Source organism: Burkholderia sp. Ac-20345, assembly GCF_017104825.1.
GTDB classification, from domain to species: Bacteria; Pseudomonadota; Gammaproteobacteria; order Burkholderiales; family Burkholderiaceae; genus Burkholderia; species Burkholderia lata_B.
On the sequence record NZ_JAAGPO010000003.1, the window covers coordinates 116901 to 140806 of the forward strand.

Below are 23906 nucleotides of genomic sequence, written 5' to 3' on the forward strand. Positions count from 1 at the left end.
AAGCGCATCCGGCATTAACGCTGTACGGTGTCCAGAATATCCAGGCGGCTCACTGCAATCGCCTTCTGCTTGATCGCGCCAAATGCCACTTCGGTCGCCTCGAGCGTACGTGCGATGTCGTCGTCGGTGTGGCTCGCCGTGAAGAACATGTTGTGCCACGGGTGGAGATAGGCGCCATTCTTGATGACCTCCGAAGCCCACGCCCGGCCGCGCGACACGAGCTCGTCGTCACCCGCGAAAAGCATCTGGGGCATGACGCTAGGCCCGGTCTGCTTGAGTTCGAAGCCATGCCGCTCGGCTTGCTCGGCGATGCCGGCGCGCAGCTTGTCCGCCAACCGCTTGGTGTGTTCGAGGTAGTCCGTTTCTCGTACCAGGCGCAGCGTTTCGATCGCCGCGGCCATCGGCACAGCCGAGAGCCAGTAGGAGCCGGTGACGAAAACGTTCGTCGCAGCCTCTCGTGCCTTGTCCGAACCGAGCACCGCAGCGATCGCATAGCCGCCGCCGATGGCCTTGCCCCAGCAGCTGAGGTCCGGGTGCACGCCCCAGTCCGACCATGAACAGTCGCGCGACAGGCGCAGCCCCGTGCGGACCTCATCGACGACCAGAAGCGCTTCCTGCTCGTCCGCGAGGCGACGGCACTCCTTCGCGTATTCGATCGACGGGAAAAACTGATCGTAGAGCACTTCGTGCCGGAACGGCGTAGCGTAGATGGCCGCTACGTCACCGTCGACGCTCTTGACGGCGGCATTGAGGCTCTCGATATCGTTGTACTCGAAGTAGACGATGTGAGCCCGGTCTTCCTTGGTAATCCCCGTCGTATAGGGCACGTTCCACGGGGACGCACCATGGTATGTGCCGCGCGCAACGAGAATCTTCCGCTTCTCGCGATAGGCGCGCGAGATCACCATGGCCATCGAGGTGGCGTCCGAGCCGTTCTTGCAGAACATCGCCCAATCGGCGTGGCTGACCTGTTGAGTGAGCGCCTCGGCAAGCTGAACCATCACCTCGCTGGGACCCGTTGCCGTGTCGATCTTCTGCAACTGGAGGGCGGCGGCCTGCTCGATCCGCTCGTTGCCGTAGCCGAACAGATTCGTGCCGTAGCCACACACGTAGTCGATGTACTTGTTGCCGTCGACGTCCCAGAGGTGGGTGCCTTTCGCTTTTGCAAAGTACAGCGGGAAATCTTCCGTCAGATACTTGACGCTCTGGTGACCGTACATCCCGCCCGGGATGACCTTTTCGGCTCTTGCGAACCACTCGTTCTTCTTTGCCAGCCTGTCCATGCTCGACTCCTTGTGAAAAATTCGTTCTCGGAACGTCAGACCCGATATCGAGTCTTTTGACTGAGTCATTTGACCAAGTAATCAGGCCCCGGGAATTTCGGGGAATGCAGCTTCTGAAATCTCGCGTCTGATCGTTGGATCGACGCACCGTATCGCCTTGCGTCGTGAATGCAGCTTCACTGCGTCGCGCGCTTGAGCGTCTGTCGGCGCCTCACTGGAATTGGTCATTTGACCAAGTCCAGTGTCTATAAATGTCGCCCAGACGGAAATTGGCGTTTTCCACTAGTCCCGCACAGCCGTGGACCGACGTCACGCTCGGCATGCAACGGCGATGGGGGAGGAGGCGAGTTGAGCGGCGCCAGTTCTCCGGCGTGCGCTGTGCGGCGTCGCTATCTGATCCGCATAATGAAAATCCCCGCTCAACCTTCAAGCGGGGATGCCGGGTGATCAAGGTGGGGCGGAGGGCTGGGAGGGGCGGCGGTGTACTTCCGCCAGAAGATTTCGCAGCGCGAGATCGTGGTGCGTACGGGCGTGTTCAGACGCACGGTACGCGCATGGCAGGGGCAGACTGATCTACGCAGTCGGAAGTAACCGCAGCGCGCGGGCCCGCGCGTCCTCGACGCATGGACCCACTAACTGTTGGGCTGGTTCGAGACCGAAAGCTGCCGACCGAAGCGCGAGCAATGCGCTCCGCGGATCGTGTTCGATACGATCCGCGCGCAAGGCAACGCCGGCGTGTTCGATCTTTCCAGGCGGAGCCTATTGGCTCGAGTCGTAGTGCTCGATATGGTAGAGGACCATGAATCCCGGGCTCAATACAAGAAGGATTCCGGCAACGAGAGAGATTGCGACAAATAAACGCTTCACCATGATCACGCTCCTGAGTTGGATGAGGTGCAATAGAAAGTCGATTCTTGGGGACCATCCCCGGAAAGGCGCGCAATCTCCGCATTGACCTCGAGATTGCCTTGGGCAACGCCGGACGAAGGAGCCATCTCGCCGCCGCGGTTTTACGCCTCGTCGAGGCGTTGGGCGAGCGGGTGAGCGACCTGGTCGCCGGTCACGATCGCAACGCGATTCGTCAGGTCGATCTTCATGGGGTGTCTCGCGGGTGGTGATTCTGTCGTGGCTCGCGCATGTGCATCACGGAATCCGGGGAGGGGGATCAACCCGCCCGGACCGACGCATGCCTCTGTTCCTGGCTTAAAGACCGAGGTGCGTTGCGATATCGTCGTAGTCGACTTGCCACAGGCCCGGCGTGCCAGCGGGATATTGCGAGCGGAAGCCGATGATTCGCTGAACGCGTTTCGACAGGCGTCGCACGGTGTCCATGTCCACGATGAAGGGATACGCTTCCTCCGGCGTCAGGTAGGACGGTTGCATCGGAATCGTGAGCCCGCGTCGGCGCTCGTTCTTCGTCACATTCGCGCCGCCACCGTGGATCACCTTTCCGCTGAACAGCAACGCGTCGCCGGCGTCCATCTCGGCGGCAATGGTCATTTCGGGCGTCCCCTTGCTGTCGAAGTAGTCCTCGTCCCAGTTCTGGCTCCCCGGAATGATTCGGGTGGCGCCGTTTTCCTCGGTGAAGCGCGTCAGCGCAATCATGAGGTTGGTGAACACCGTGGGCCCGTTGACTCCGAGCGCGCACAGGGGCGGAAAATTGCCGACATCGCGATGCAGCATCTGTGCCGTGTTGCCCGGGCCGATGTCGATGACCTGGGCGGTCGAAAGCCACCAGTCTCCGGACTCTTCACGGTAGAGCACCTCGCCGAGTTCATGAAAGAGTTGGTCGTCCAGCACGTCTCCGAAAGTCTTGCTGTGCGTGACCATGTTCGTCAGGCGCTTCGTATAGGTGCCGTGGAATTCCTTGATCAGTTCGTTTTCGTGCGACGACCCCTCGCGAAGCCGCTCGAGCGGAGCATCGACCTCGCGGTTGATGTTCGCGACCTGCTCCTGGGTCAGATAATTCTTGATCCGGACGCCGCCGTATTGATTCATGAGCGACACGATCTCTTGTGCGCTGGTTTGCTTGGAGACGGTAGGGAGGGAGCCCTGAATGTTCTGAATGTTTGCGTTCATGTTTGCCTCAAAGTTGCGTGGACGGGTAAATCAGACACGGCGTCACGTTCTGATTCGGGGGGGATCCAGACATCAATTCGAATGTTTGACTGAGTCATGTGACTATGTATGCCTTCGCTTTCTGCCATACGTTCCTTTCACGCCAGTTGACGGAACGCGCACGTTCTTCCCGACGTTACCGCGACCTCTGGGTGATCCAGTACCTGTTTCCAGGGGCGGCAGAGGTGGAGCTATTCGTGGGTGTTTCCGGTGAGCTGGCGTATTCGTGACAAATCAGGTCAAATGACCAAGTCGTATGATCGAGGAAGTTAACATGGCGTTTTTCGACGGTCGATCATGGTTAACCCGTCGCACATGACCGGGCAGGAGCACGCACGCAAATTCGCTGGAACGCACAACGCATCCAGAAAAGCGGCGCGTCGGAACCTACATGTGTTCGACGCGTACCTCGACTGAATCCCTGGGCACGGTCAATCGCGTGCGGCCAAGCAGCGCGTCCGCGGGCGCGGCTCCGTCCGGGTTCAACGGCTTCACTTTGTTGAACGTAACGGAAAAGTATTCCGGTGTGACGGTGGCCGACGCATAACCCTGCGCGTCGTGGTCGGCGTGGCACAGATCGGGGTTGTTCGCCGTCAGGAAGCTATCGAGTCTGGCAGGCGTCGCCGCGATCGACGCGAGCGGCGTACCGTTCCATGCGGCGTTCAGATAGGAATAGAAGGACGTGCTGCTGATGCCGGCGCAGACGAAATCGACGATGACCGGCACCCCGGTCGCGGGATCGGGATCGTCCCGCACGACGCCGCACTGAAATGCATGCAGGTCTCCGGTGATCGCGACGACGTTATGGACCCCGTGCTCCCTCAAGTAAGCGAGCAGTTCGTGCTTGTGCGCGGGATAACCGTCCCATGCGTCGCAATCGACCACGAGGCGGGCCGCCGGTGTCTTGGGGGCACTTGGCATCGCGAACCACAGACGGTTCAACATCACCTCGTTGCCCCATACCTTCCAGGTTGCCGGCGAGCCCTTCATCGCGGCTTTCCACCATTGTGTCTGTTCCGGACCGAGCATCGACGGCGGGCGGCCCAGCTGCCGGGTTTCTCGCGCCTCGTCACGTTGCAGCACATCCTGCTTGACGAAGTAGCGCGAGCCGGCTGCGTCGTCCCCATGCACCGGGTCGTGCCCGCGCGAGCGCGCGACAGCCGCCTCGCTCACGACGTGGTCGTCGCGATACAGCCGCTCGTCCGTCATCACGAGGTGCATCAGCATGCCGAAACGAAAGTCACGGTAAATGCGAATGTTCGTGTATGACGGATTGTCCGGCTCGAAGCGCACATCGCCCCAATCCACCGGCATGTACTCGGCCCACGCGCGACTGGCGCTGCGGCGCCGCCGGGTTTCCTGCCGCTCCTCGTTGGTGTAGACCTGATGGTCCTGCCAACAGTCGTCGGAAAATTCGTGGTCGTCCCAGATCGCAATCATCGGCAGGCGCTGGTGCAGCGTCTGCAAGCGCGGATCGGTACGATAAGTGCGATAGAGCGTCCGGTAGTCTTCGAGCGAATCGGCATACGCGCGGCCATCCGCGAGCCGCTTGCCGCCGGGCAGGTGCAGCGGAGGATGCGCGGGCTCGGCACGGCCGGAGGGAGAGGTCCCGACCGTTTCATAGATGTAGTCACCCACGTGCACGACGAAATCGAGATCGCGTTCGTCGGCCAGCAGCGTCATCGCTTGCCAGTGGTTCACGCTCCAGTCCTGACAGGTGAGCCACGCGAAGCGAACCTGTTCGTTGGCCTCGTGTGCGTCCGGCGCCGTGCGCGCGACTCCCGTCATGCTGAGGTCGTCGCCAGCGACGAACCGGTAGTGGTAGGTGGTCTTCGGCGAGAGGGCTGTCACCTTCGCTCGCACGGTGAAGTCGTAGGTGGCCAGCGCCCGCAGCGGTACGCTGGCGACGAGCGTCGAGAAATCCGGCAGCGTCGATACTTCGAGTCGTAACGGTACCGCGCGCGCGACACCTTTTGCATCGTGCTGCATGCCGCTGGATGCCGGCACGCATCGCGTCCAGAACACGATGGAGCGATCGCGCGGATCACCGCTTGCGACACCTTGCGGGAATCGATGGAGGGTCTCGCGCGCGGGGCTGCCCGGCAGGGCCGCCGGTGAAACGTCGTGCGTGACGGCGGCCGTGGCAGCCGCAATGGTAAAAAAAGCCGACGACTTGAGGAAATGGCGACGATCCATTGATCCTCCCGATCGACATCCCGCGGATGCGGGAAGCACGGCAGCAGGCGTTTGCTTCTTGCGCTCGACAAGCGTGCCACTGCAGCACGGCGCGAGCAGGTAGAGCAGTCGATCCGGAACGTTACTGCGAAGATCGGCGCCTGAAAAGTCGTGGGAACCCGATTTCGAGCTCACGCACGCTACCTGGCGGCGGGCTCCTTTTCGGCAATCCGTCGAAGTTCCTGCACATGTAGCGGATCGTCCCGAAATCCGACTCCGCGGCATCTGTCCGCTGCTCGCACAAGTGCTCGGAAAGGCGAACGTGACTGCACGTCGATATCATCAGACAAGCCCATTCGAAGCGCGTTCAGGAACACGAATTGCTCGATACGGTGTAGCAAACTCGGGGAGTGAGCAATGCACATCAGCCACACCGTCGGCAAGGCGGCCGCGTGGCTTGCCGTTATCGTCACGCTGGCGCTTGCAGCGCTGGTCGTCTTCATGGTGACGTTCGACTGGAATCGAGCCCGGCCGTGGGTCGATGACACGGTATCGGACGCGATCGGACGGCAGTTCGCCATCAATGGCGATCTGCGTATCGGGTGGCGTCGTCCCGTGAGCGAGCAGGGCTGGCGTGCATGGGTGCCATGGCCGCGATTCAGCGCACACAATGTCACGATCGCCAACCCGGACTGGGCGCGCACGAAGAATTTCGTCACGCTGGACGTGATCAGCTTCGAAGTCGAGGCGCTGCCGCTGATGGCACGCCACATCGTGATTCCGGCAATCGATCTGGTCAATCCGTCCGTCGACCTCGAACGCCTCAGGGACGGGCGAGTCAACTGGACGCTCAAGCTCAAGGAGCCCGCGCAGCCGGGCCGATGGACGCTCGACCTGCACGAGATCGCGTTTGCCCAAGGCAATCTCGGCTACTACGACCAGCAAAAGCAATTCGATCTGAGCGCCGTGATCGACACGCTTGGCCAGTCGATCCCGTTCGGCGCGGTGATGAAGCAGCAGGAGGCGCTGGCGCATCACGAATCGGCACAGGCCGTCGGGCCGGCAGGTCAAAAGAAGCTCGCGGCCCAGGCGCACGCGGGTCCGGCGCAACCGGTGGTTCCTGCGTCGGGTGCCGAAGCGGCGTCACGCGCGTCGGCAGCGGCTTCGCAGGCGTTGGCCGCTGCTTCGCATGCCGCAGCGATGAATTCCGGCACCGCAATCGCCTCGGCTGCATCAGGCCCGCTGGCGGCGTCGAGCGCACCCGCACCCGCACCCGCACCCGCAGCTGCCGCGTCGGGCACAACGGCTTCGGTGGCATCGAGCGCACCCGCATCCGCAGCTGCCGCGTCGGGCGCAACGGCCTCGACGACAACGAGCGCATCGGCGGCCGCAGCGCCCACGGCATCTGCCACCGTTGGCACTTACACGATCGGCTGGACCGTCAAGGGGACCTACAAGAAGGGGCAGGTCGTCGGCACCGGCAAGATCGGCAATTTGCTGGAGCTGCAGGGCACGCAACGCCCGTTTCCGGTTCAGGCCGATTTGCGCTTCGGCGATACGCACCTGGCGCTCGTCGGCACGCTGACCGATCCGTCCCACCTGGCAGCGGTGGATCTCCGATTGTGGCTCGCGGGCGCCAGCATGGCCCACCTGTATGAAGTCACGGGCATCACGCTACCCGAAACCCCTCCTTATGCGACCGACGGCCGACTGGTCGGCCAGTTCCGGGCGTCCGGCAACGTCTTCAAGTACGAGGACTTCACGGGACGCGTGGGCGGCAGCGATCTCGGCGGCACGCTGGTGTACGTCTCGCGCGAGCCGAGGCCGCTCTTGTCCGGTACGCTGGTGTCGAATCTGCTGCAGTTCTCCGACCTAGCACCGCTTATCGGCGCCGACACGAATGCCAGCAAGGCGCGGCGGGGCGCCGCCGTCGCGCAGCCCGCGAACAAGGCGTTGCCGGTCGAGCCATTCCGCACGGACCGCTGGAAGAAGATCGATGCCGACGTTCGATTCACCGTGCGGCGCATCGTCAAGACGGCGAGCTTGCCGATCACCGACCTGTCGACCCACGTCGTGATGCATGACGGTGTGCTGACGCTCAACCCGCTGAACTTCGGTGTCGCAGGCGGTACGCTTGCCTCGAACATTCACCTGGACGGCAGCGGCGTGCCGCTCAAGGGGCGGTTCACGCTGCAGGCGCGACATCTGAAACTCAAGCAACTGTTCCCGACATTCCAGGTGATGCAAACGGCGCTCGGCGAGATCAACGGCGATGCCGCGTTGTCGGCCACCGGCAATTCGCCGGCCGCACTCGCAGCGACTTCCAACGGGGAAGTGAAGACATTGGTGACCGACGGCACGGTGAGCCTGTTGCTGATGGAAGCCGCCGGGCTGAATGTGGCAAACGTGGTGTACGAGAAATTGTTCGGCACACGCGACGTCAAGATCAATTGTGGCGTGGCCGACTTCGTGGTCACCATTGGCGTGCTCGACTCGCGCGTATTCGCGCTCGACACCGAGGATGCGGTGATCGGAATCGACGGTAACGTGAACCTGCGGGACGAGACCATGAACCTGACGGTCCATCCCCATACCAAGGGCTTCCGGATCATCTCTCTACGCTCGCCGCTGTATGTCACCGGATCCTTCAAGCAACCGCACGTCGGCGTCAAGCCTAGGGCACTGATCGCGCGTGGCGGGGCAGCGATCGGGCTGGGCTTGCTGAATCCGCTCGCCAGCGTGCTCGCGTTGTTGCAGCCGGGCCGCAATCGCCCGTTGCCGTGCCAGCAGATGCTGGCCGACATGGAGCAGCACCCGACGGCGCCACCGCCGGGCGTCCGGGAGAAGACGAAGGCGGCGCCGGCGTACATGAATGCGCCGCCGCCGGCTTCTGCAGCTTCGGAGCCGGCTGGTGCCGAACCCAGGCATGCGGAGTGAGCGAGAGCCTCGTGCAACTACCAAGTTGCCGCAATATTCCCTTTGTGATCAAATGACCATATCAATTGACTAATTTGAGTGTGGCCTCCCCTCGACTCGGAAGTCGGGTCTCGGGGGGCATGAATTTGCCTGCCAGGCCGGGTGCAATGGAGTCCGATGGGCGGGAGGTGCCAGGTTGAGCAGTGGATTTTCGGGAATGGATCTGGTGGTACTCAATGCGAAACCCCTGATTGGGCGGGTGCCCGCCATTGCTGAAAATCCCTGCAACGGCGTGTGCCGGGTCGGAAGTCACCAACATTTCGGTTGCTTCGGCTAACGAAGAACAAGATGGGGGCCGTCGCATGTCAACCGCACGCCGATAGCGTGATCTCGGACGCCCCCGACTGCCGGTCTACCACGCAGCCATATCGCTGCGACGAGGGATGAATCTCGCGTGGTTCGAGGCGCCCCGGCTTGTTCACGCGCGCGATGAGGGGATTGGCGTCGCGCAATCATTAAAACGGGACAGAGGAGATTGGGTATGGAAAAGATCTGGCTTGATGCCTATCCGCCGGAGGTTCCGGCAGAGATTGATTCCAGCGCGTATCGAAACATCACTGCATTGATTGAACAGAGCTTCAGCAAGTTTCACGCGAATCCGGCGTTTGCGTGCGACGGAAAGCAGATCACCTATGGCGAGCTCGACACGATGTCTCGATCACTGGCCGCGTGGCTGCAATCACGGGGGCTCGAGCGTGGTGCGCGCGTCGCCATCATGATGCCGAATGTGTTGCATTACCCGATCTCGATTTGTGCGGTCCTGCGCGCCGGCTACGTTGTCGTCAACGTCAATCCGCTCTATACACCCCGCGAGCTGCAACATCAGCTGAATGACAGTGGCGCGGAGGCGATCGTCATTCTCGACGGCTGCACCGCAACGCTGGATGCAATCATTGCGCACACGCAGGTGAAGCATGTTCTGGTTGCCGCGCAGGGCAGCGCTTGCGCCGAAGAACAGAAGCCGAGCCCGCATGCGACATTTGACGACGCGATTGCGGAGGGAAGTCGGGGCAAATTCATACCGGCTTCCCAGTCGCCGGATGATGTCGCTTTTCTCCAATATACGGGCGGGACAACCGGTGTGTCGAAAGGCGCGACGCTGCTGCATCGGAACATCGTCGCGAATGTACTGCAGACGGACGTCTGGCTCAAGCCCGCTCGCGGTTGGCGCCCTGACGTGACGCAGTTCATCACGGTGGCGGCACTTCCGATCTATCACATCTTTGCACTCAACGTTTGCTGCCTGCTGACGATGCACACGGGCGGGCTTTGCGTACTGGTGCCGAATCCGCGGGACATCGGCGGGATGATCAGGTCGCTCGCCGGATACAAGGTCACGAGCTTTCCGGGCGTCAACACGCTCTTCAACGTGATGCTCCATCATCCCGAATTCTCGCGGCTCGATTTCTCCAATCTGCTGCTGGCCAACGGCGGCGGGATGGCCACGCAAGAAGCCGTCGCAAGGCGCTGGAAGGAGATGACCGGCGCGCCGATCGTCGACGGATACGGGCTGTCCGAGACATCACCCTGCGTCGCGATCAATCCCGTGGCACGCGGTGACTTCAACGGCACGATTGGCTTGCCGTTGCCCTCCACCGAAGTGTCGATCCGGGACGACGACGGCAAGGAGTTGCCGCCCGGCGAAGCCGGCGAGCTGTGCATTCGTGGTCCGCAGGTGATGGCAGGTTACTGGCAGCGGCCGGACGAGACCGCGAAGGTGATGACCGCGGACGGCTTCTTCAGATCGGGCGACATTGCGTCGATCTCCGAGGATGGATTCGTGCGAATCGTCGACCGCAAGAAGGACATGATCCTCGTGTCGGGTTTCAACGTCTACCCGAACGAGATCGAAGAGGTCGTTGCCAACCACCCTGGCGTATTCGAGGTCGCGGCCATCGGCGTACCCGACGAGCATTCCGGAGAGGCCGTCAAGCTGTTCGTGGTCAGGAAAGATCCGGAGCTGACGTTCGAAGACCTGATGGCGTTCTGTAAAGGCCAGCTGACTGGTTACAAGCGTCCGAAAAGCATCGAGTTTCGCGACAGCCTGCCAAAGAGCAACGTCGGGAAGATCCTTCGGCGCGAGTTGCGGGTGCTGAACAATTGACGTGATCGACCGAGGCGATGCCGGAAGGTCGAGCGGCCCGCATCACAAGGCTCCGAGCGGGCACGCGAATGGCGCGACGGGAAAAGTCCGTCGCGCGCCGGCGCCCGGTGCGATGGTGCATCAGGCGCGTTTGCGCCACAAGGTCGGCGACAGCAGCCATGTCCATCCCCGTCGCTTTCCTCTGGCAGGCGTCTTCCACGCATATCCTGGAGGACGCGCCCGGTACCCCGATTTCAGCCGTCATCAAACGACGGTAGGGGAGTGAGGCAAAAGGGATACCCCGCTCAACCTTCGGGCAGGGCTACAGGGGCAATCAAGGTGGCGATGCTGGCCGGGATTTGGCGCCGCACTTCCGCCAGAAGGTTTCGTCGCGCGAGCTCGCGTGTCACGACATATGGGCCAACGCGCTGCCGAGCCGGTTCAAGTCGAAACCTGTCGACCGAAGCACGAACGGCACGCCGTGCGGTTCGTGTTCGGCAAGCATCCCTGGAGAGGTGTGCAATGCCCGCATTAGCGGGGCTGTCGCCCCATTCGTTCTACAGGCAAAGGCGCGTTCCGTCAGACAACTTCGAACAAACCGGCTGCGCCCATTCCGCCCCCCACGCACATCGATACGACGACGTAGCGCGCGCCGCGTCGTTTGCCTTCGATCAGTGCATGGCCGACCATACGGGCACCGGTCATCCCGTACGGATGGCCGATCGAAATGCTGCCGCCGTTGACGTTGTACCGGGCCGGATCGATTCCCAGCTTGTCGCGGCAGTACAGCACCTGGCATGCAAATGCCTCGTTGAGCTCCCACAGTCCGATGTCGTCGACTTTCAGACCATGAAGCTTCAGTAGCTTGGGGATCGCGTAGATGGGGGCGATGCCCATCTCCTCGGGCGCATTGCCGACGACGGTCATGCCGCGATAGATGCCGAGGGGCGTTGCGCCGATCTGTTCGGCAGTCTTGCCGTTCATCAGAACGCAGGCGCTTGCGCCGTCCGAAAGCTGGCTCGCGTTCCCGGCGGTTACAACGCCACCGTCCATCACCGGTGCGAGAGAGGCAAGCGATTCGAGCGTCGTGCCGGGACGATTCCCCTCATCCTGCGTGAGCGTGACGTCCTTCTGCGACGTTTCGCCGGTCGCTTTGTCGACGACCAGCATCCGTGTCGTGATCGGCACGATTTCGTTCGAGAAGCGGCCTTCCATTTGTGCTGCGGCAGTGCGGAGCTGGGAATCGAGCGCGTACTGATCCTGCACGTCGCGAGCGATCCCGTACTTGCGGGAAACGAACTCGGCGGTCTCGAGCATCGGCATGTATGCGGCGGGTTGCACGGCCAGCACGTTGGGATCCTGGTCGGCGCGCGTCCACTCGAAGTAGCGGGTCTGTACCGCCGAGATGTTTTCCTGGCCGCCCGCGACAACGACCTGCATCCCGTCGCACATGATCTGTTTGGCGGCCGTGGCGATCGCCATCAGGCCTGATGCACATTGCCGGTCGAGTGTTTGTGCGCCGACTGAAGCAGGTAGCCCGGCCGCCAGCACACCTTGTCGAGCGATATTGTTGCCGGCGGTTCCCGCGTTGAGTACCGAACCGATGACGGCGTCCTCGATGCGATCCGGTTCGATACCGGCTCGCAGTACGGCATGCCTGATTGCGTGACCGAGCAGGGTGGGCGAGTGCGTGAGGTTGAATGCGCCACGATATGCCTTGCCGATCGGCGTGCGCGCGGTGGAAACGATGACAGCGTCAATCATATGACATCCTAATAAATTAAACGAAAGCAACGAAATGGAGGCGTCGCGCATGGGTCAGAACCAATGCTCCGGCATCGTCAGGGGAGTTTTCTCCACTGGATTGAGCACGGCGAGCCACGCAGCCACCTTGGGCATTTCCCACCCGAAGAAGTAGTCGCACGCTGCGAGCTTGCCGCGATGGAAGTCGCTTCCGGTTGGGCCGTTCTCGAGCGTGTTGGCCACGATCGCCTGGTCGAGCCAAAGCCAGCCGACGACGACATGGCCGAATGCTTCAAGGTAGGCAGCCGCATTTGCCAACTGGACCTCCGGGTCGTCGAGTCGGTGCAGTTCGTCGGTGACGATGCGGATGCGCTCCCACGCGCATTCGAGCGTGCCGGCATGGTCCTGGAGCGAACGGATCGACCGTGCGTTGAATACCGTTGTGGCAATTTTCCTGTCGAGCGCTTTCATGGCGGCGCCGCCGTTTGCACGAGTCTTTCGACCAAGCAGGTCGAGCGCCTGGATACCGAATGTGCCTTCGTGTATCGGGTTGAGCCGATTGTCGCGATAGAACTGCTCGACGTTGTATTCGCGCGTGTAACCGTAGCCGCCATGAACCTGGATGGCTAGATCGTTGGCGACGAGCCCCCATTGGGACGACCAACTCTTGACGACGGGGGTGAGCAGGTCAAGCAGGCCATGCGCGCCTTCGCGGTCGCTGGCGTCTTCTTGAGAATGGATATCGTCGCTCAGTCGAGCCGCATACAGGCACAACGCGAGTGCACCGGATACATATGCCTTTTGCGCGAGCAGCATGCGCCGGACATCGGCATGACGAATGATGGGGGCCTGTCCTGATGCGGACGATCGGTCACCGCGTGTCCGGCCCTGCAGGCGCGTCTTCGCATAATCCAGCGAGTGAAGGTAGCCTGTATAGCCAATCGCGGCGGCGCTGAGGCCGACCGAGATGCGCGCCTCGTTCATCATGTGGAACATGTAGGCCAGCCCTTTGCCGGGCTCGCCGACGATCTCCCCGATCGCACCCGCTTCGCCTTCCGGACGGTAGCGACCCTCACCAAAGTTCAGCAGGCAATTTACCGTGCCGCGGTACCCCATCTTGTGATTGATACCGGCGAGTACGACATCGTTTCGCTCACCGGGCAGTCCGTCGGCGCCGATCAGCTTGCGTGGTACGGTGAAGAGCGATATCCCTTGAACTCCCGGCGGAAGTTGCCCGTTTTCATCGGGGATCTTTGCCAATACCAGGTGGACAATGTTCTCGGAAATCTCGTGATCGCCACCGGAGATCCACATCTTGTTGCCGAACAGGCGGTAGCGGCCATCTTTACTCGGAACCGCGCGCGTACGGATATCGGCAAGACTTGACCCGGCTTGCGGCTCCGACAGGCACATCGTGCCAAAACATCGCCCTTCCGCCATGGCCTTGACGTAGTGCTCCACCCGGTTCCGCTCGCCGTGGGCCATCAGCAAATTGGCGTTGGCGATCGTGAGAAACGCGTAGCCCGCGGTTCCCGGATTGGCTGCCAGCAAATACGCCATGCCGGCCCGCTCCACGGTGCTCGGCAGGCTCATGCCGTTCCACTCGTTGGGGAACGAGGCGCTGATCAAGCCAGCGGCCGAAAATGCACGCAATGCGACACCTACTTCCGGGTTGATGGTGACGCGCTCTCCGTCAAATGCGGGTTCGTTGCTGTCGTTCTTCTTGTTATGCGGTTTGAAGAGATCAGTGGCAAGCGATTCGTACACATCCAGCACGGATGTGTAGTCGAACCGGTCCTGCCCGGCAAACCGTTGCCGACGGGTAAGGGATTCGACCTGCAGCCAGTCGAAAAGAATGAACTCCACGTCGCGACGGGAGAGGGTGAGTTCGCTAGTCATGGAATCGAATGAGTGAGTATCTGGAGTCTTGGCACGCTTTCGAATTTATTCAATAAATTCTGGAATGCGAAATTATTGTTTCAAAGCGATCGAACCGGAAAACATTGAGGGGCATCATGTGTTGATCGGCATCGTCCGCTCCGCCACGAGGGCTGGCTTGTGATGGTTCTCAATTTCCACCATGGCGCCAATGGTCAACGGGATGCTCGTGGTGTTTCGCGTCGTGACCTGTTTCAATGTGAAGCGCCCGCGAACGCGTTCGCCACGGCGGCCCGGAGTAATGAAGCGCACGCTGTTCAATCCGCAATTAATCGGGTTCTGCCGCCTTTTGACCACGGAGAGTGCGCCGGACGCCCACCCGAACAGAATCGAAGGCGCGTGAAACCCGCAGGCGATTGTTTCGCCGTACGGTCTGGCGCGTGCAAGTTCCTCATCCGCATGAATCGATTGCCGGTCACTGTTGAAGTCGGCAAATTCATTGATCGAAGGCGGATCGATGGAGAACCATTCGGATACGCCCAGCTCCTTGTCGACGAGGGGCGGCAACCGGGATAGAGCAAGCAGGGGGCTTGCATGACGATGTCCGTCAGCCGGGTGGCTGCTCGGATCGCGGTCGAGTCTGCATGCCGCCGTCCCGGACGCGTCACGCATCGGAATGCTCCTTCGTATTCGCAGAGGCGATGCGCGCCTTTTTGACTTCGAGATCGCCCTGGGCAACACCGGATGAAGGAACCACATCGCCGCTTCGGTTTGCCACCTCGTCGAGCCGTCGGGCGAGCTGGTGAACAACCTGGTCGCCGGTCCCGAGATGGATGCCGGGCGTCAAGGTGATATGGGCGGCCTCGAAACTGCCCGCGCCGGCGCACAGGACCATCCGACTGGGTGCCTCTTCACCGGCAAGCACCGCGACGGCAGGGCTGACGGATCCAGGCGACAGCGTATCGAGGATGTCCGCAGACATGAGGCCTTCGAGCATGCGTGTACCGGCCGTCGGAGCAAGGCAGTTCACGCGAATGTCGTATCGCTCGCCTTCGATGGCCAATGTCTGCATCAGGCCGACCAGCGCCATCTTCGCGGCGCCGTAGTTCGATTGCCCGAAATTGCCGTACAGGCCCGACGACGAGGTCGTCATCACAATGCGGCCGTACTGTCGCTCCCGCATGGGTTCCCACACGGCCTTCGTGCAGTTGACTGCGCCCATCAGGTGAACGTCGATCACCGCGCGAAAGTCGTCGAGCGTCATCTTGCTGAAGCTCTTGTCGCGCAGGATGCCGGCGTTGTTCACGAGGATATCGACATGACCCCAGCGCGAAAGCGCTTGGTCGACCATGTGCTGAACCTGTTCGAAATCGGTTACCGATGCGCTGTTCGCGACCGCTTCGCCGCCGGCAGAGACGATTTCGTCGACGACTCGCTGGGCGGCCGTGGCGGAGCCGCCTCTGCCGTTTACATCGCTGCCCAGGTCATTGACCACGACTTTTGCCCCCAGCCGGGCAAGCAACAGCGCATGCTCGCGCCCGAGACCGGCGCCTGCGCCGGTCACGATCGCAACGCGATTCGTCAGGTCAATCTTCATGGGTTGTCTCGTTGGTGATGATGTGGTGGGCTACGACAAATAAGCGCGCATTCATTCCGCGTTTGTCGCGACATCCGGGTGATCTATGGCACGTATCCGGAGTGGGCATGCATCGAGCCATTCGCGGAGGTTTCCGGGATGAAGGCGTATTCATGCAAGATACGATCAAATGACCAAGTCGTATGATCGGTGAAGTTAACATGGTGTTCGTTGACGGTCGATCATGGTTAACCCGTCGCGTTTCTAAACCTGCAGTCATTGAAAGGCATGAGGTCGATCCGATGCGGTTGGCGGCGTGTGATCAACCCCTGAGGTGCAAGACGAGCCGTGAACCGGAATGGATCGACGTATAACTGAGGCCCGAATTTCGATTCGAGAAGGTCGCTCGAGAGCGAAGCGAGCAGATCGGTTTAGATAGGAATCTGGATCTTTTTGCCAACCGATATCCGAAGTTTCGCGAGACTGCGAACCATGCTCGCATGCCACCTTCCCACTCATCGCGACGCCGTCTGGAAGTGAGCGGAGAAATTGCCCATCTGGTTCCGGTCGGAACTCGACAGGAACCAGATTGAAGGGCGCGAGGAAAGCAGGGCGCAGGCCGGGATCGAAGAACTAGTCGCGAGAGTTTCGGAAGGCGGCGGCGGGGCAGGTCAAAAGCGCTTTCCCTTTTCTGAAGCGACCGGAAGCGGCATGAATCCTGCAACGGTCATGCAAACACGTCGGCAACATATCTGCCATGCTCCCGCTCCATCGTGTCAATCCACTCGCTGGCGCTCTCATCACTCTCGCCAGTTGTCTCCTGATAAATGCGACCAAGCGTGGCACGTACGGCAGGCGCCATATTCTTTCCATCCCCGCAGACAAAGACGGTGGCACCGTGCGCAAACAGTGCGGCGATTTTCTCGCGTTCCAGCCAGACTTTGTCTTGAACAAAGCGAGCACCTTCCTCCGGACGGTTTGAATAAGCCGGCATCACTTCGACCACGCCGCATCGTGCCCATTCGTCGAGTTCGTCGCGATAGAGAAAGTCAACGTCAGGGTCATCGATCCCGAAGAAGAGCAACGACGTGCCGACGTTCTCCCCACGCTGTTTCTGTAATGCGCGCTCTTGCAGAAAGCCGCGGAATGGGGCGATACCGGAACCGGCGCAGATCAGAATCATCGGGAGATCGGTTTCAGCCGGTGGCCGAAAACGTGCATTCGATGGCCTGACTGCAACGGACAGGCTGTCCCCCGTGTTGAGCTGCGCGAGATACGACGACGCCACCCCTTCATGACGACCATTGCCGGAGAGCGCCGGCGCATCGACGATTGCTACCGTCAGCGTTACATGGTCTGCTTTCCAGAGCGGGGAAGACGAGATCGAATACTGGCGTGCTTTCAGCGCGGGCAGCATATCGAGGAACTTTTCGAATGACAGATCGACGGATCCGAAGCGTTCGAGCAGATCCATGACGGTTGTCCGCTTGCCCAGAATCTCGCATTCGAAATCGTCGGCGCTCAGGCGCTCAAGCTCGACCTTCTCCGGTGGGCAACGCGTGGCAGCGGCCAGGTTGGATACTTGTGATCGAGTCGCGGGAACGGCGAGTTCGACATAGCTCGAAAACAGTTCGCCACAGCCGATTGCCTGGCCGAGCGGAAGGCGTGGATTGCTTGACGTTCCTTCAATCACCACCTGCGTGTCCCAGCTCACGCGAAACCGGCGCAGGACGCGATCGACGTTGTTTTTCGAGTTGCGGGGCAGTACGGTCAGGTAATCTCCCGATCGATAAGTCATCGCTTCAGGAAGTTTCAACTCAATATGCTTTTTAGAGCGGCTTCCAGCCACGCTAATATCAACCAGTTCTCTATTGTCGACGATGGACGCATGCGCCATGTCGCCGAAATTGAGCAATTTTTCACGGGTATTCTCGGCGAAACTTACTTTCAGTGCGATATCGCCATGTTGCACGGCCGAGACTTCCTTCCCGGCGCTAATTGCAAAGAGATTCCACATTTCGGTGTACCAACGGTCAAATTCACCAAAGAAATCGCCACCGGAATCGAGCTCGCCTCTGACGTGCACTCTCGTGGCACCGGCCTTCTCGAGGGCTTCATCGACGCGCTTGGGAATCGCCTGGTATGTCCGTGCCCATTGTTTGTTGCCGCACCCAAGAACCGAAAAATGGACGCCGTCCAGCGCACCCTCGTCCAGCGCTTCGACATACGGGACGAATGATTTGGCGTTGTCGGGCGGCTGTCCTTCGTAGGAAGCGGTGACGATCACGATTGCAGGATATCCGTCGAGTTTCCCCGCGAAGTCGTCGAGAGGCGCGCACGTGGCGTGAAATCCGTGACGACTCGCGTCGCCTGCAATGCGTCTTGCAAAGGATTCGGCGGAGCCCGTATTTCCCCCAAAGAGGACGAGCATAGGCGACGAGTCTTCGCTGGCAGGGATCGACTGAACCGGAGCGACGCTGGCGCTTTGAGCGCTCGAGCGGGCGCGAACGGTCGTATCGGGCACTTTAAGCGCACCTCGAGCCCGCGGTTTCACGTTCACGCGGAAACCGGTTGGCTTCAGCGTAAGCGTTTCGGCGACGTCCAGCTCGTAGTCCGGATCTGCGAAAGAGAAATCGAATCGCTGCAGCAGCATGATCAGAACGAGATGGGCCTCCTGCATGGCAAAAGGGCGGCCGATACAGGCACGTGCGCCATTGCCAAAAGGCTTCCAGGCATTCGGAGGCAGCTTCTCCGCGTTCTCCGGTGCAAATCGCTCTGGACGAAACGCCTCGACGTCCTCGCCCCAGACGCTCACATCCCGATGCAACATGGGAGTCAAGATCATGATGATGTCGTCTGGAGAAACGGCATATTTCCCGCCGAACGTGGTGTCAGCGAGTGGTTTGACGGCGAACGCCGGGGCCGTCGGCCAGATTCGCAGCGTTTCCATGAGGATGTGTTCGATGTAGCGAAGTCGCACAAGATGCTCGATCCGTGGTGTCTCGCTGCCAACAACCTCGTCGACCATGTCCCGTGCTTTTTGCAGGATGTCCGGGTTTTTGAGGAGGAAATAGGTGGCAAAGGACAGGAGCCCGCTTGTCGTTTCATGTCCGGCGATGAGAAACGTGATCATCTGAAAGACGATGTTCTCATCATCAAGTTTTTCCCCTGTCACCGGATCGATGCCGTTCAGCATTCGGTCCAGCAGGTCCATCGACTCTTCGCTGTCGTGCGGGTTCTTCCGCCGGTCTTCGATCATTTTGGTCGCGAGCGATCGCATGACTTCGATGTCCGCGTCGAACTTTCGACTGCGATTGACCATCAACTTCGACACAAGTTTTGGCCGCAGCTCGCGCTTTCCCGCCTCGCTGAGGGTGTTGACCATGGCATCGACAAACGGATGCTGATCTTCGCGGTAGAAGCTGTTGAAACGGCAATCAAACGCACAAAGGGCAATCGTATCGAGCGTCAGTCGAGTCATGTGATCGGACACATCGACCGGCGTCTCCGGGCCGAACCGCTCCCAATGGAGAAACATCTGGTCGGCGATGTCGACCATCTTGTCGAACATCGACCAGATACTGAGCGGGCCGAACGCCTGCATCAGCACACGATGCGCTTTGGCCCAGTTCGGTTCGTCACCGAATGCCGTAAATAACCCGTCCCCGATCGCGGGCCTAAGTTCGAGCAGGGATTGGTGTACACACTTCTGAAATCGGCTTTCGTCACACACCTCATCCACAAGTGCCTGGCCACTGACAACGTAGTAACCTTGCCCGAACACCTCGAACCAATAGACCGGCCCGTACGTGCGCGCGAGATCCATCATCTTTGCAAGTGGAGACGGCCCGAGGACCTCCATCAGATGACCGATGACGGGTTTCAGGGGCGGCTGGGGGACGAGGGAGGAGGATTTCATTTCAATAGCCTTTCAGAGGTATGTCAGCGCAGCGCATCTCAATCTATTGAACGAATGTAAAATAGACAAAACCACGTGTCCAGAGCTTTTTATGCCACCTGATGTAAGCCCTAATACCGCCGATCCTCGCTTTCAACGGAGTTACGACGCGCTCGTTCGCGCCGTGACCGAACTGCTCGACGACGCGCCGCTGAACACCCTCAGCATTGCTCAACTGGTGCAGCGCGCGGGTGTCGCTCGTCCCACGTTCTATCAGCACTTTCCCGACCTTCAGTCTGCCGCTCAGCGGGCGGCGTTGGTGAGGCTCGACAACGCTTTTGCGTTCGTCGAGGAGCAAGGCAAACTGCTGAACCCGCCGAGTGCCACTTTCGTCAGGTCAATGGAGGTGGAAACCGCGCTGATTCTCGAGCATCTGCATGCGCATCAGTCTTTCTATCTGACCGTATTCAATGACGCAGCGACATCGGCGTTTTTTGATGAACTGGTGACGTTCGTCGCCGGCCGCATCCTTCCACCCTATGAAGGCGTTCGCACGGAGGCAGAACAGGATTGCCTGACGGTGCTTGGCGGTGGATTGGTTTGGACGGCGGTGCACTGGCTTCGCCAGGGGGCCACGCGCGAGACCCCTGCGCTAATGGCAAAGCGCATGGCCAAGACTGCGGCGACGATCCTCGACGCGTTCGGTCTTACTCTCGGGTTCGCACAGGCAGATTCAGCGTAGCGCGAGGCGGTGCACGGGAAGCGGCCAGGTTGATCGACATGCGCCGCTCATGTGCTGAATCGACTTGCACGCGAACTCGCTGCCCCGAAATGGCATCTTCAGTCGTATCACCGACCGACAGCAATTGATCGCTGCGGATGATCGGGAGGCTCGGTCGGTGTGAGCTTCACTTTTAAAAGTATTTCGTACTGCTGGTTGTGTACCATTTGGTCGAGACGGCTTATCGCACTGCTTCTACATTTTCAGAAAACGAAATGCGGCGGGGAACGCTAGCGAAGCATGCCGTGGCATCGCACCCAAATCCCCATCTGACAAGAGTTTTCAGGGAGTTGATGGTCCGCCGGCTTCCGTGGAAATCCTCCACGAGCCGCCACTTTTTAGTGTTTTTTCAGTGTTCGCGATGTGGGGCAGGCTCTGCTTGGATATGCACGGGCCGACCTCGTTGCGATATCAAAGGTGCGCGATCATGGGTGCTCTGACGGTTAGGCAAATCGAAGCCGCAAAGGCGTCGGCTTCTTCGTAGGCGTTATCGTCGTCCTCCGACAGCGCCTCGATTTTTTCGGCCAGTTCGTCCTGCTGCGCGGCGAGTGCATCCGTATCGTGCTGTTCGTCCTCGGCGTACGGACGCTGGACCGGGCGCAGCCTGCCGTAACGGTTCAGTTCCAGGCAATCGCGCTCGATGCGCGTTTCCACCCAGCCCCACCCCTCTGCGCGTACTTCCCCGGCAGCAACATCGCGCTTTTCCGCGACGAGCTTCCGCAACAGGTCGGCGTCGGCAAACTATCCCGCGTTCTCGTCGTCGCTGAACAAGTCTCGGCGCACATGGCCGCCTGCTGCGCGCGTCCTTCATTGACTGACGCCGCGCGTGGACGGCGGTACGCGCGCAAGGGTGACGCTCCCGCGTTTTCCGGTTGACGGGGCAGCGGCCGCGCATCAGGCGGCGTGATGCGCAGCGACGCGTGCAGCCATTTCCAAAGCCTATACGAACGTATGTGGCCATCTATCCTGACGGGTTGTGCAGCTAGCTACAGATGCTATGGATGCCGTTGACGGCGCGCCTTATTCTGGTTCCACCGGTACACGAATCGCATCGGTGACGACTCCGGCGACAGGTGATCGAGTCGGCTTTGCGATGTGGCAATGATGCGATTCGCGTGCGTCGCGACGATGCACACGGCCGGAACATGCATGCCATTCGATACCAGCAACCCAAGGAACCCATCATGAAAATTCGACAAGTCATCCTGAATGGCGGCCTGGCGGCCGTCCTGCTCGCTTGCATGCAACTGCAGGCATTTGCCGAAGAAAGTGCCAATGCGGCGGGCACGAATGCAGCGGTGACGTCCGCCCAGACATCCACCCAGACGAAAAAGGCCACGCGTGCGGCCAATCGCAGGTTCTCGCGATCGATTCAGAACACGCTGTCGCGAACGAAGGGGCTGCAAGGGCAAGCGATCACGGTTTTCGCCAATGCCGCGACCGGACAGGTGACGCTGGCCGGCCAGGTGCAAACCGAAGACGAAGACCATCTCGCGGTCGAGTCGGCCCGGAAGATCCGCGGCGTCAAATCGGTGAAAAGCGAGCTGATGCTGCGTGAGAAAGGCGGCGCCTGAGCGAGGGCGCGCGCATCGCGGGGCCGAATGACGGTGTGTCGGTGATTCGTGCGTCCGCTTTCACATGATCGATCCGATTGATTGGGAGAAGAGGTGATGGTGATGCTGCATGAAGCGGACATCGTGGCTCGCACGTTGATCAATGTCCTGGATCCTTCGCAGGAACAGCGCAGCGTGTGTTTGCGAACGCAGCGCACGCGATACAAGGCGCGACGCCTCGGGCTGCGTCAATGGGACGAGGACGATGCGCGTGCGCACACCGAGCCGCCTACCAGGATCGCCGTGATGGAACGCCTGTCGTTGTACACGATCAGTGTTTCGTGGAGCGACTCGTGTTCCGGGCGGTATGCCGAGCAAATCTGGTGCAGGAGCCGCGCGCGTGTCCCGTCGATATGTGCGCTGACGGGGCGTGCGATACAACGCGGGGACCCGGTGTTTCGTCCGCGGGGGAGCGATGTCTGTCTGCCCGCCAACCGGCAGCGGATGATCCTTGCCGCGACCGTTCAGTCGTGCATCGATGCGGCCGACGCTAGGTCGATGGGGCCGTGACGACGACAAGCGCGGCCCCCGGAACGCGCTCGGCCAGGTCGAAGTGAACGGGAGGCTCGCGCCACCAGCGAGCGAACCCGGTGGGGGCGCGATATCCGACGACGATCATATCCACGCAGGTTGTCGACACATGGGCGGCGATCGCATCGGCCGCGCGTCCGAAGTGGAGGTAGCCGCGCGCGGCGATGCCTTCGTCCGTCAGTGTGTCGATCGCCCGTTGAAGATCGCGATGGGCGGATTCTGCCAGACGCTGATGGGCGAGCTCGCTGAGCAGTCCGGCCGCCCGTGCGTTGACGGTGACATTGTCGACGATGGCGACGACGTCGACCGTGGCCGACAATGCGCGGGAAAGCGACGCACATCGTGCGAGCGCGGCGTTTGCTTCGTTGGTTCCGTCATAGACGAGCAGCATTCTGGACAGCGATGACATCTTCGATATTGGCGGCGGGGGAATAAGATCGCCCATCACGGGCACCGGTACAGGCGGTCGGCGTTCGGCCACGTGCGCGGAAGCGGGCGCGACTCCCAACACTGAACACGCGATGGCGATCGTTTATTCCCATGCGGTCCCCCGCGCGGGCGATCGTGTCGCGGCCGGTTCGCATCGGCAGGCGCGCGACGTCGCGCGTCGACGTCAGCGCTGCGCGTCGATGCGATGTCCCGTCTCCATTCGTGATTCGCCGGATCCGTCGAACACCATCCGAATCGCTTTGCGCGCACGGGAGATCCGGCTCACGATGGTGCCGATGGGGATGTCGAGCGCATCGGCTGCCTGCCGATAGCGGCGCCCGTCGACGCTGACGAGCAGCAATGCAGTGAGTTGGGATTCCGGCAGCCGCTCGACGGCGTCGATGATTTGGCGGATGGCCAGTCCGGTTTCGGGGGGAGCCGGAATCGGAGACCGTTTCCAGCAATGCGTCGCTCAGTTCGAGCACAAGGCCGTTGCGATGATTGCGTTGCCGGAAGTCATTGAGCCATAGCGAGCCGGCGAGCATTGCACCTGCCCGTGCCGGCCCTCCGGAAAACGTCGGTGCTTCAATGGCCGGAATAGAGTTTCCTGAGTGCGTCGAGCTCGCCACTCTGGCGCGAGCGAGCGAGCTCCTGACGCACTTCGGTTCGTGTCTTTCCCATCGGCATCGCGATGGCCGGTGCCCATTGGGTCGTGGCCATGGCATCTTGATTCCCTGTCGTCGAATCGACAGGGGCCGCTGCATGGGCAAAGGCTGCGGTAGCAAACGCGACGAGCGCGAAGGTGATCCTTGAGGTCTTCAT

At 60.9% G+C, this 23906-nt stretch carries 18 protein-coding genes; 6 read left to right on the top strand and 12 right to left on the bottom strand.

The genetic code is table 11. The features are described 5' to 3' along the window. Nucleotides 1-14 precede the first annotated feature (14 nt). The gene (locus G3O06_RS02685) at nucleotides 15-1283 is read right to left on the bottom strand and encodes an aminotransferase class III-fold pyridoxal phosphate-dependent enzyme (protein WP_174983390.1); all 1269 of its coding nucleotides are present in this window, start codon (nucleotides 1281-1283) and stop codon (nucleotides 15-17) included. A gap of 914 nt (nucleotides 1284-2197) precedes the next feature. Here G3O06_RS02685 and G3O06_RS02690 point away from each other — a divergent pair. Beyond that, on the top strand, nucleotides 2198-2401 hold the full coding sequence (locus tag G3O06_RS02690; protein ID WP_205814866.1) for a hypothetical protein: 204 nt from the start codon (nucleotides 2198-2200) through the stop codon (nucleotides 2399-2401). 85 nt (nucleotides 2402-2486) lie between these two features. Here G3O06_RS02690 and G3O06_RS02695 read toward each other — a convergent pair whose 3' ends face one another. After that, nucleotides 2487-3362 carry a phytanoyl-CoA dioxygenase family protein gene (locus G3O06_RS02695; RefSeq protein ID WP_205814867.1) on the bottom strand — a complete coding sequence of 292 codons (876 nt, stop codon included), beginning with the start codon at nucleotides 3360-3362 and terminating at the stop codon, nucleotides 2487-2489. Nucleotides 3363-3788: 426 nt separating this feature from the next. Further along, nucleotides 3789-5597 carry an alkaline phosphatase D family protein gene (locus G3O06_RS02700; RefSeq protein ID WP_205814868.1) on the bottom strand — a complete coding sequence of 603 codons (1809 nt, stop codon included), beginning with the start codon at nucleotides 5595-5597 and terminating at the stop codon, nucleotides 3789-3791. A 396-nt stretch (nucleotides 5598-5993) separates the two neighbouring features. Between G3O06_RS02700 and G3O06_RS02705 the strand changes: the two genes are divergently transcribed. Together G3O06_RS02705 and G3O06_RS02710 are read left to right on the top strand one after the other, a co-directional pair. Next, a complete protein-coding gene (locus G3O06_RS02705) occupies nucleotides 5994-8513 on the top strand; it encodes an AsmA family protein (RefSeq protein WP_205814869.1) in 2520 nt (839 codons plus the stop codon). Nucleotides 8514-9033: 520 nt separating this feature from the next. Further along, nucleotides 9034-10656: an AMP-binding protein gene (locus G3O06_RS02710; RefSeq protein ID WP_205814870.1), complete on the top strand. Its 1623-nt coding sequence runs from the start codon at nucleotides 9034-9036 to the stop codon at nucleotides 10654-10656. Nucleotides 10657-11214: 558 nt separating this feature from the next. Here G3O06_RS02710 and G3O06_RS02715 read toward each other — a convergent pair. The 5 genes from G3O06_RS02715 to G3O06_RS02735 form a co-directional block, all read right to left on the bottom strand. Next, complete coding sequence (locus G3O06_RS02715) at nucleotides 11215-12399, bottom strand: acetyl-CoA C-acyltransferase (protein WP_205814929.1); 1185 nt, start codon at nucleotides 12397-12399, stop codon at nucleotides 11215-11217. A 54-nt stretch (nucleotides 12400-12453) separates the two neighbouring features. Then, complete coding sequence (locus tag G3O06_RS02720) at nucleotides 12454-14277, bottom strand: acyl-CoA dehydrogenase (RefSeq protein ID WP_205814871.1); 1824 nt, start codon at nucleotides 14275-14277, stop codon at nucleotides 12454-12456. A 114-nt stretch (nucleotides 14278-14391) separates the two neighbouring features. Continuing rightward, nucleotides 14392-14928 carry a MaoC/PaaZ C-terminal domain-containing protein gene (locus G3O06_RS02725; RefSeq protein ID WP_205814872.1) on the bottom strand — a complete coding sequence of 179 codons (537 nt, stop codon included), beginning with the start codon at nucleotides 14926-14928 and terminating at the stop codon, nucleotides 14392-14394. Continuing rightward, the gene (locus G3O06_RS02730; protein WP_205814873.1) at nucleotides 14921-15853 is read right to left on the bottom strand and encodes an SDR family NAD(P)-dependent oxidoreductase; all 933 of its coding nucleotides are present in this window, start codon (nucleotides 15851-15853) and stop codon (nucleotides 14921-14923) included. Before G3O06_RS02730 ends, G3O06_RS02725 begins: the two co-directional genes overlap by 8 nt. A 706-nt stretch (nucleotides 15854-16559) precedes the next feature. Continuing rightward, nucleotides 16560-19751 carry a cytochrome P450 gene (locus G3O06_RS02735; protein ID WP_205814874.1) on the bottom strand — a complete coding sequence of 1064 codons (3192 nt, stop codon included), beginning with the start codon at nucleotides 19749-19751 and terminating at the stop codon, nucleotides 16560-16562. A gap of 163 nt (nucleotides 19752-19914) precedes the next feature. Between G3O06_RS02735 and G3O06_RS02740 the strand changes: the two genes are divergently transcribed. After that, nucleotides 19915-20472, top strand: coding sequence for a TetR family transcriptional regulator (locus G3O06_RS02740; RefSeq protein ID WP_346779480.1), 558 nt, complete (start codon nucleotides 19915-19917; stop codon nucleotides 20470-20472). 450 nt (nucleotides 20473-20922) lie between these two features. Here G3O06_RS02740 and G3O06_RS49920 read toward each other — a convergent pair whose 3' ends face one another. After that, complete coding sequence (locus G3O06_RS49920) at nucleotides 20923-21234, bottom strand: hypothetical protein (protein WP_205814876.1); 312 nt, start codon at nucleotides 21232-21234, stop codon at nucleotides 20923-20925. Between the two features lie 461 nt (nucleotides 21235-21695). Between G3O06_RS49920 and G3O06_RS02750 the strand changes: the two genes are divergently transcribed. Both G3O06_RS02750 and G3O06_RS02755 read left to right on the top strand, forming a co-directional pair. Beyond that, nucleotides 21696-22085: a BON domain-containing protein gene (locus tag G3O06_RS02750; RefSeq protein WP_205814877.1), complete on the top strand. Its 390-nt coding sequence runs from the start codon at nucleotides 21696-21698 to the stop codon at nucleotides 22083-22085. A gap of 96 nt (nucleotides 22086-22181) precedes the next feature. Further along, nucleotides 22182-22634 carry a DUF3331 domain-containing protein gene (locus tag G3O06_RS02755; RefSeq protein WP_205814878.1) on the top strand — a complete coding sequence of 151 codons (453 nt, stop codon included), beginning with the start codon at nucleotides 22182-22184 and terminating at the stop codon, nucleotides 22632-22634. Here the strand turns inward: G3O06_RS02755 and G3O06_RS02760 are convergent. The 3 genes from G3O06_RS02760 to G3O06_RS02770 all read right to left on the bottom strand — a co-directional run bounded on the left by G3O06_RS02760 (nucleotide 22615) and on the right by G3O06_RS02770 (nucleotide 23906). After that, nucleotides 22615-23046, bottom strand: a complete 432-nt coding sequence (locus G3O06_RS02760; protein WP_205814879.1) for a universal stress protein — start codon at nucleotides 23044-23046, stop codon at nucleotides 22615-22617. The two genes, G3O06_RS02755 and G3O06_RS02760, sit on opposite strands and share 20 nt — an antisense overlap. A 222-nt stretch (nucleotides 23047-23268) precedes the next feature. Then, nucleotides 23269-23529 (bottom strand): sigma factor-like helix-turn-helix DNA-binding protein, encoded by a 261-nt coding sequence (locus G3O06_RS02765; protein WP_205814930.1) that lies wholly within the window; start codon nucleotides 23527-23529, stop codon nucleotides 23269-23271. 140 nt (nucleotides 23530-23669) lie between these two features. Next, nucleotides 23670-23906: a DUF4148 domain-containing protein gene (locus tag G3O06_RS02770; RefSeq protein ID WP_205814880.1), complete on the bottom strand. Its 237-nt coding sequence runs from the start codon at nucleotides 23904-23906 to the stop codon at nucleotides 23670-23672.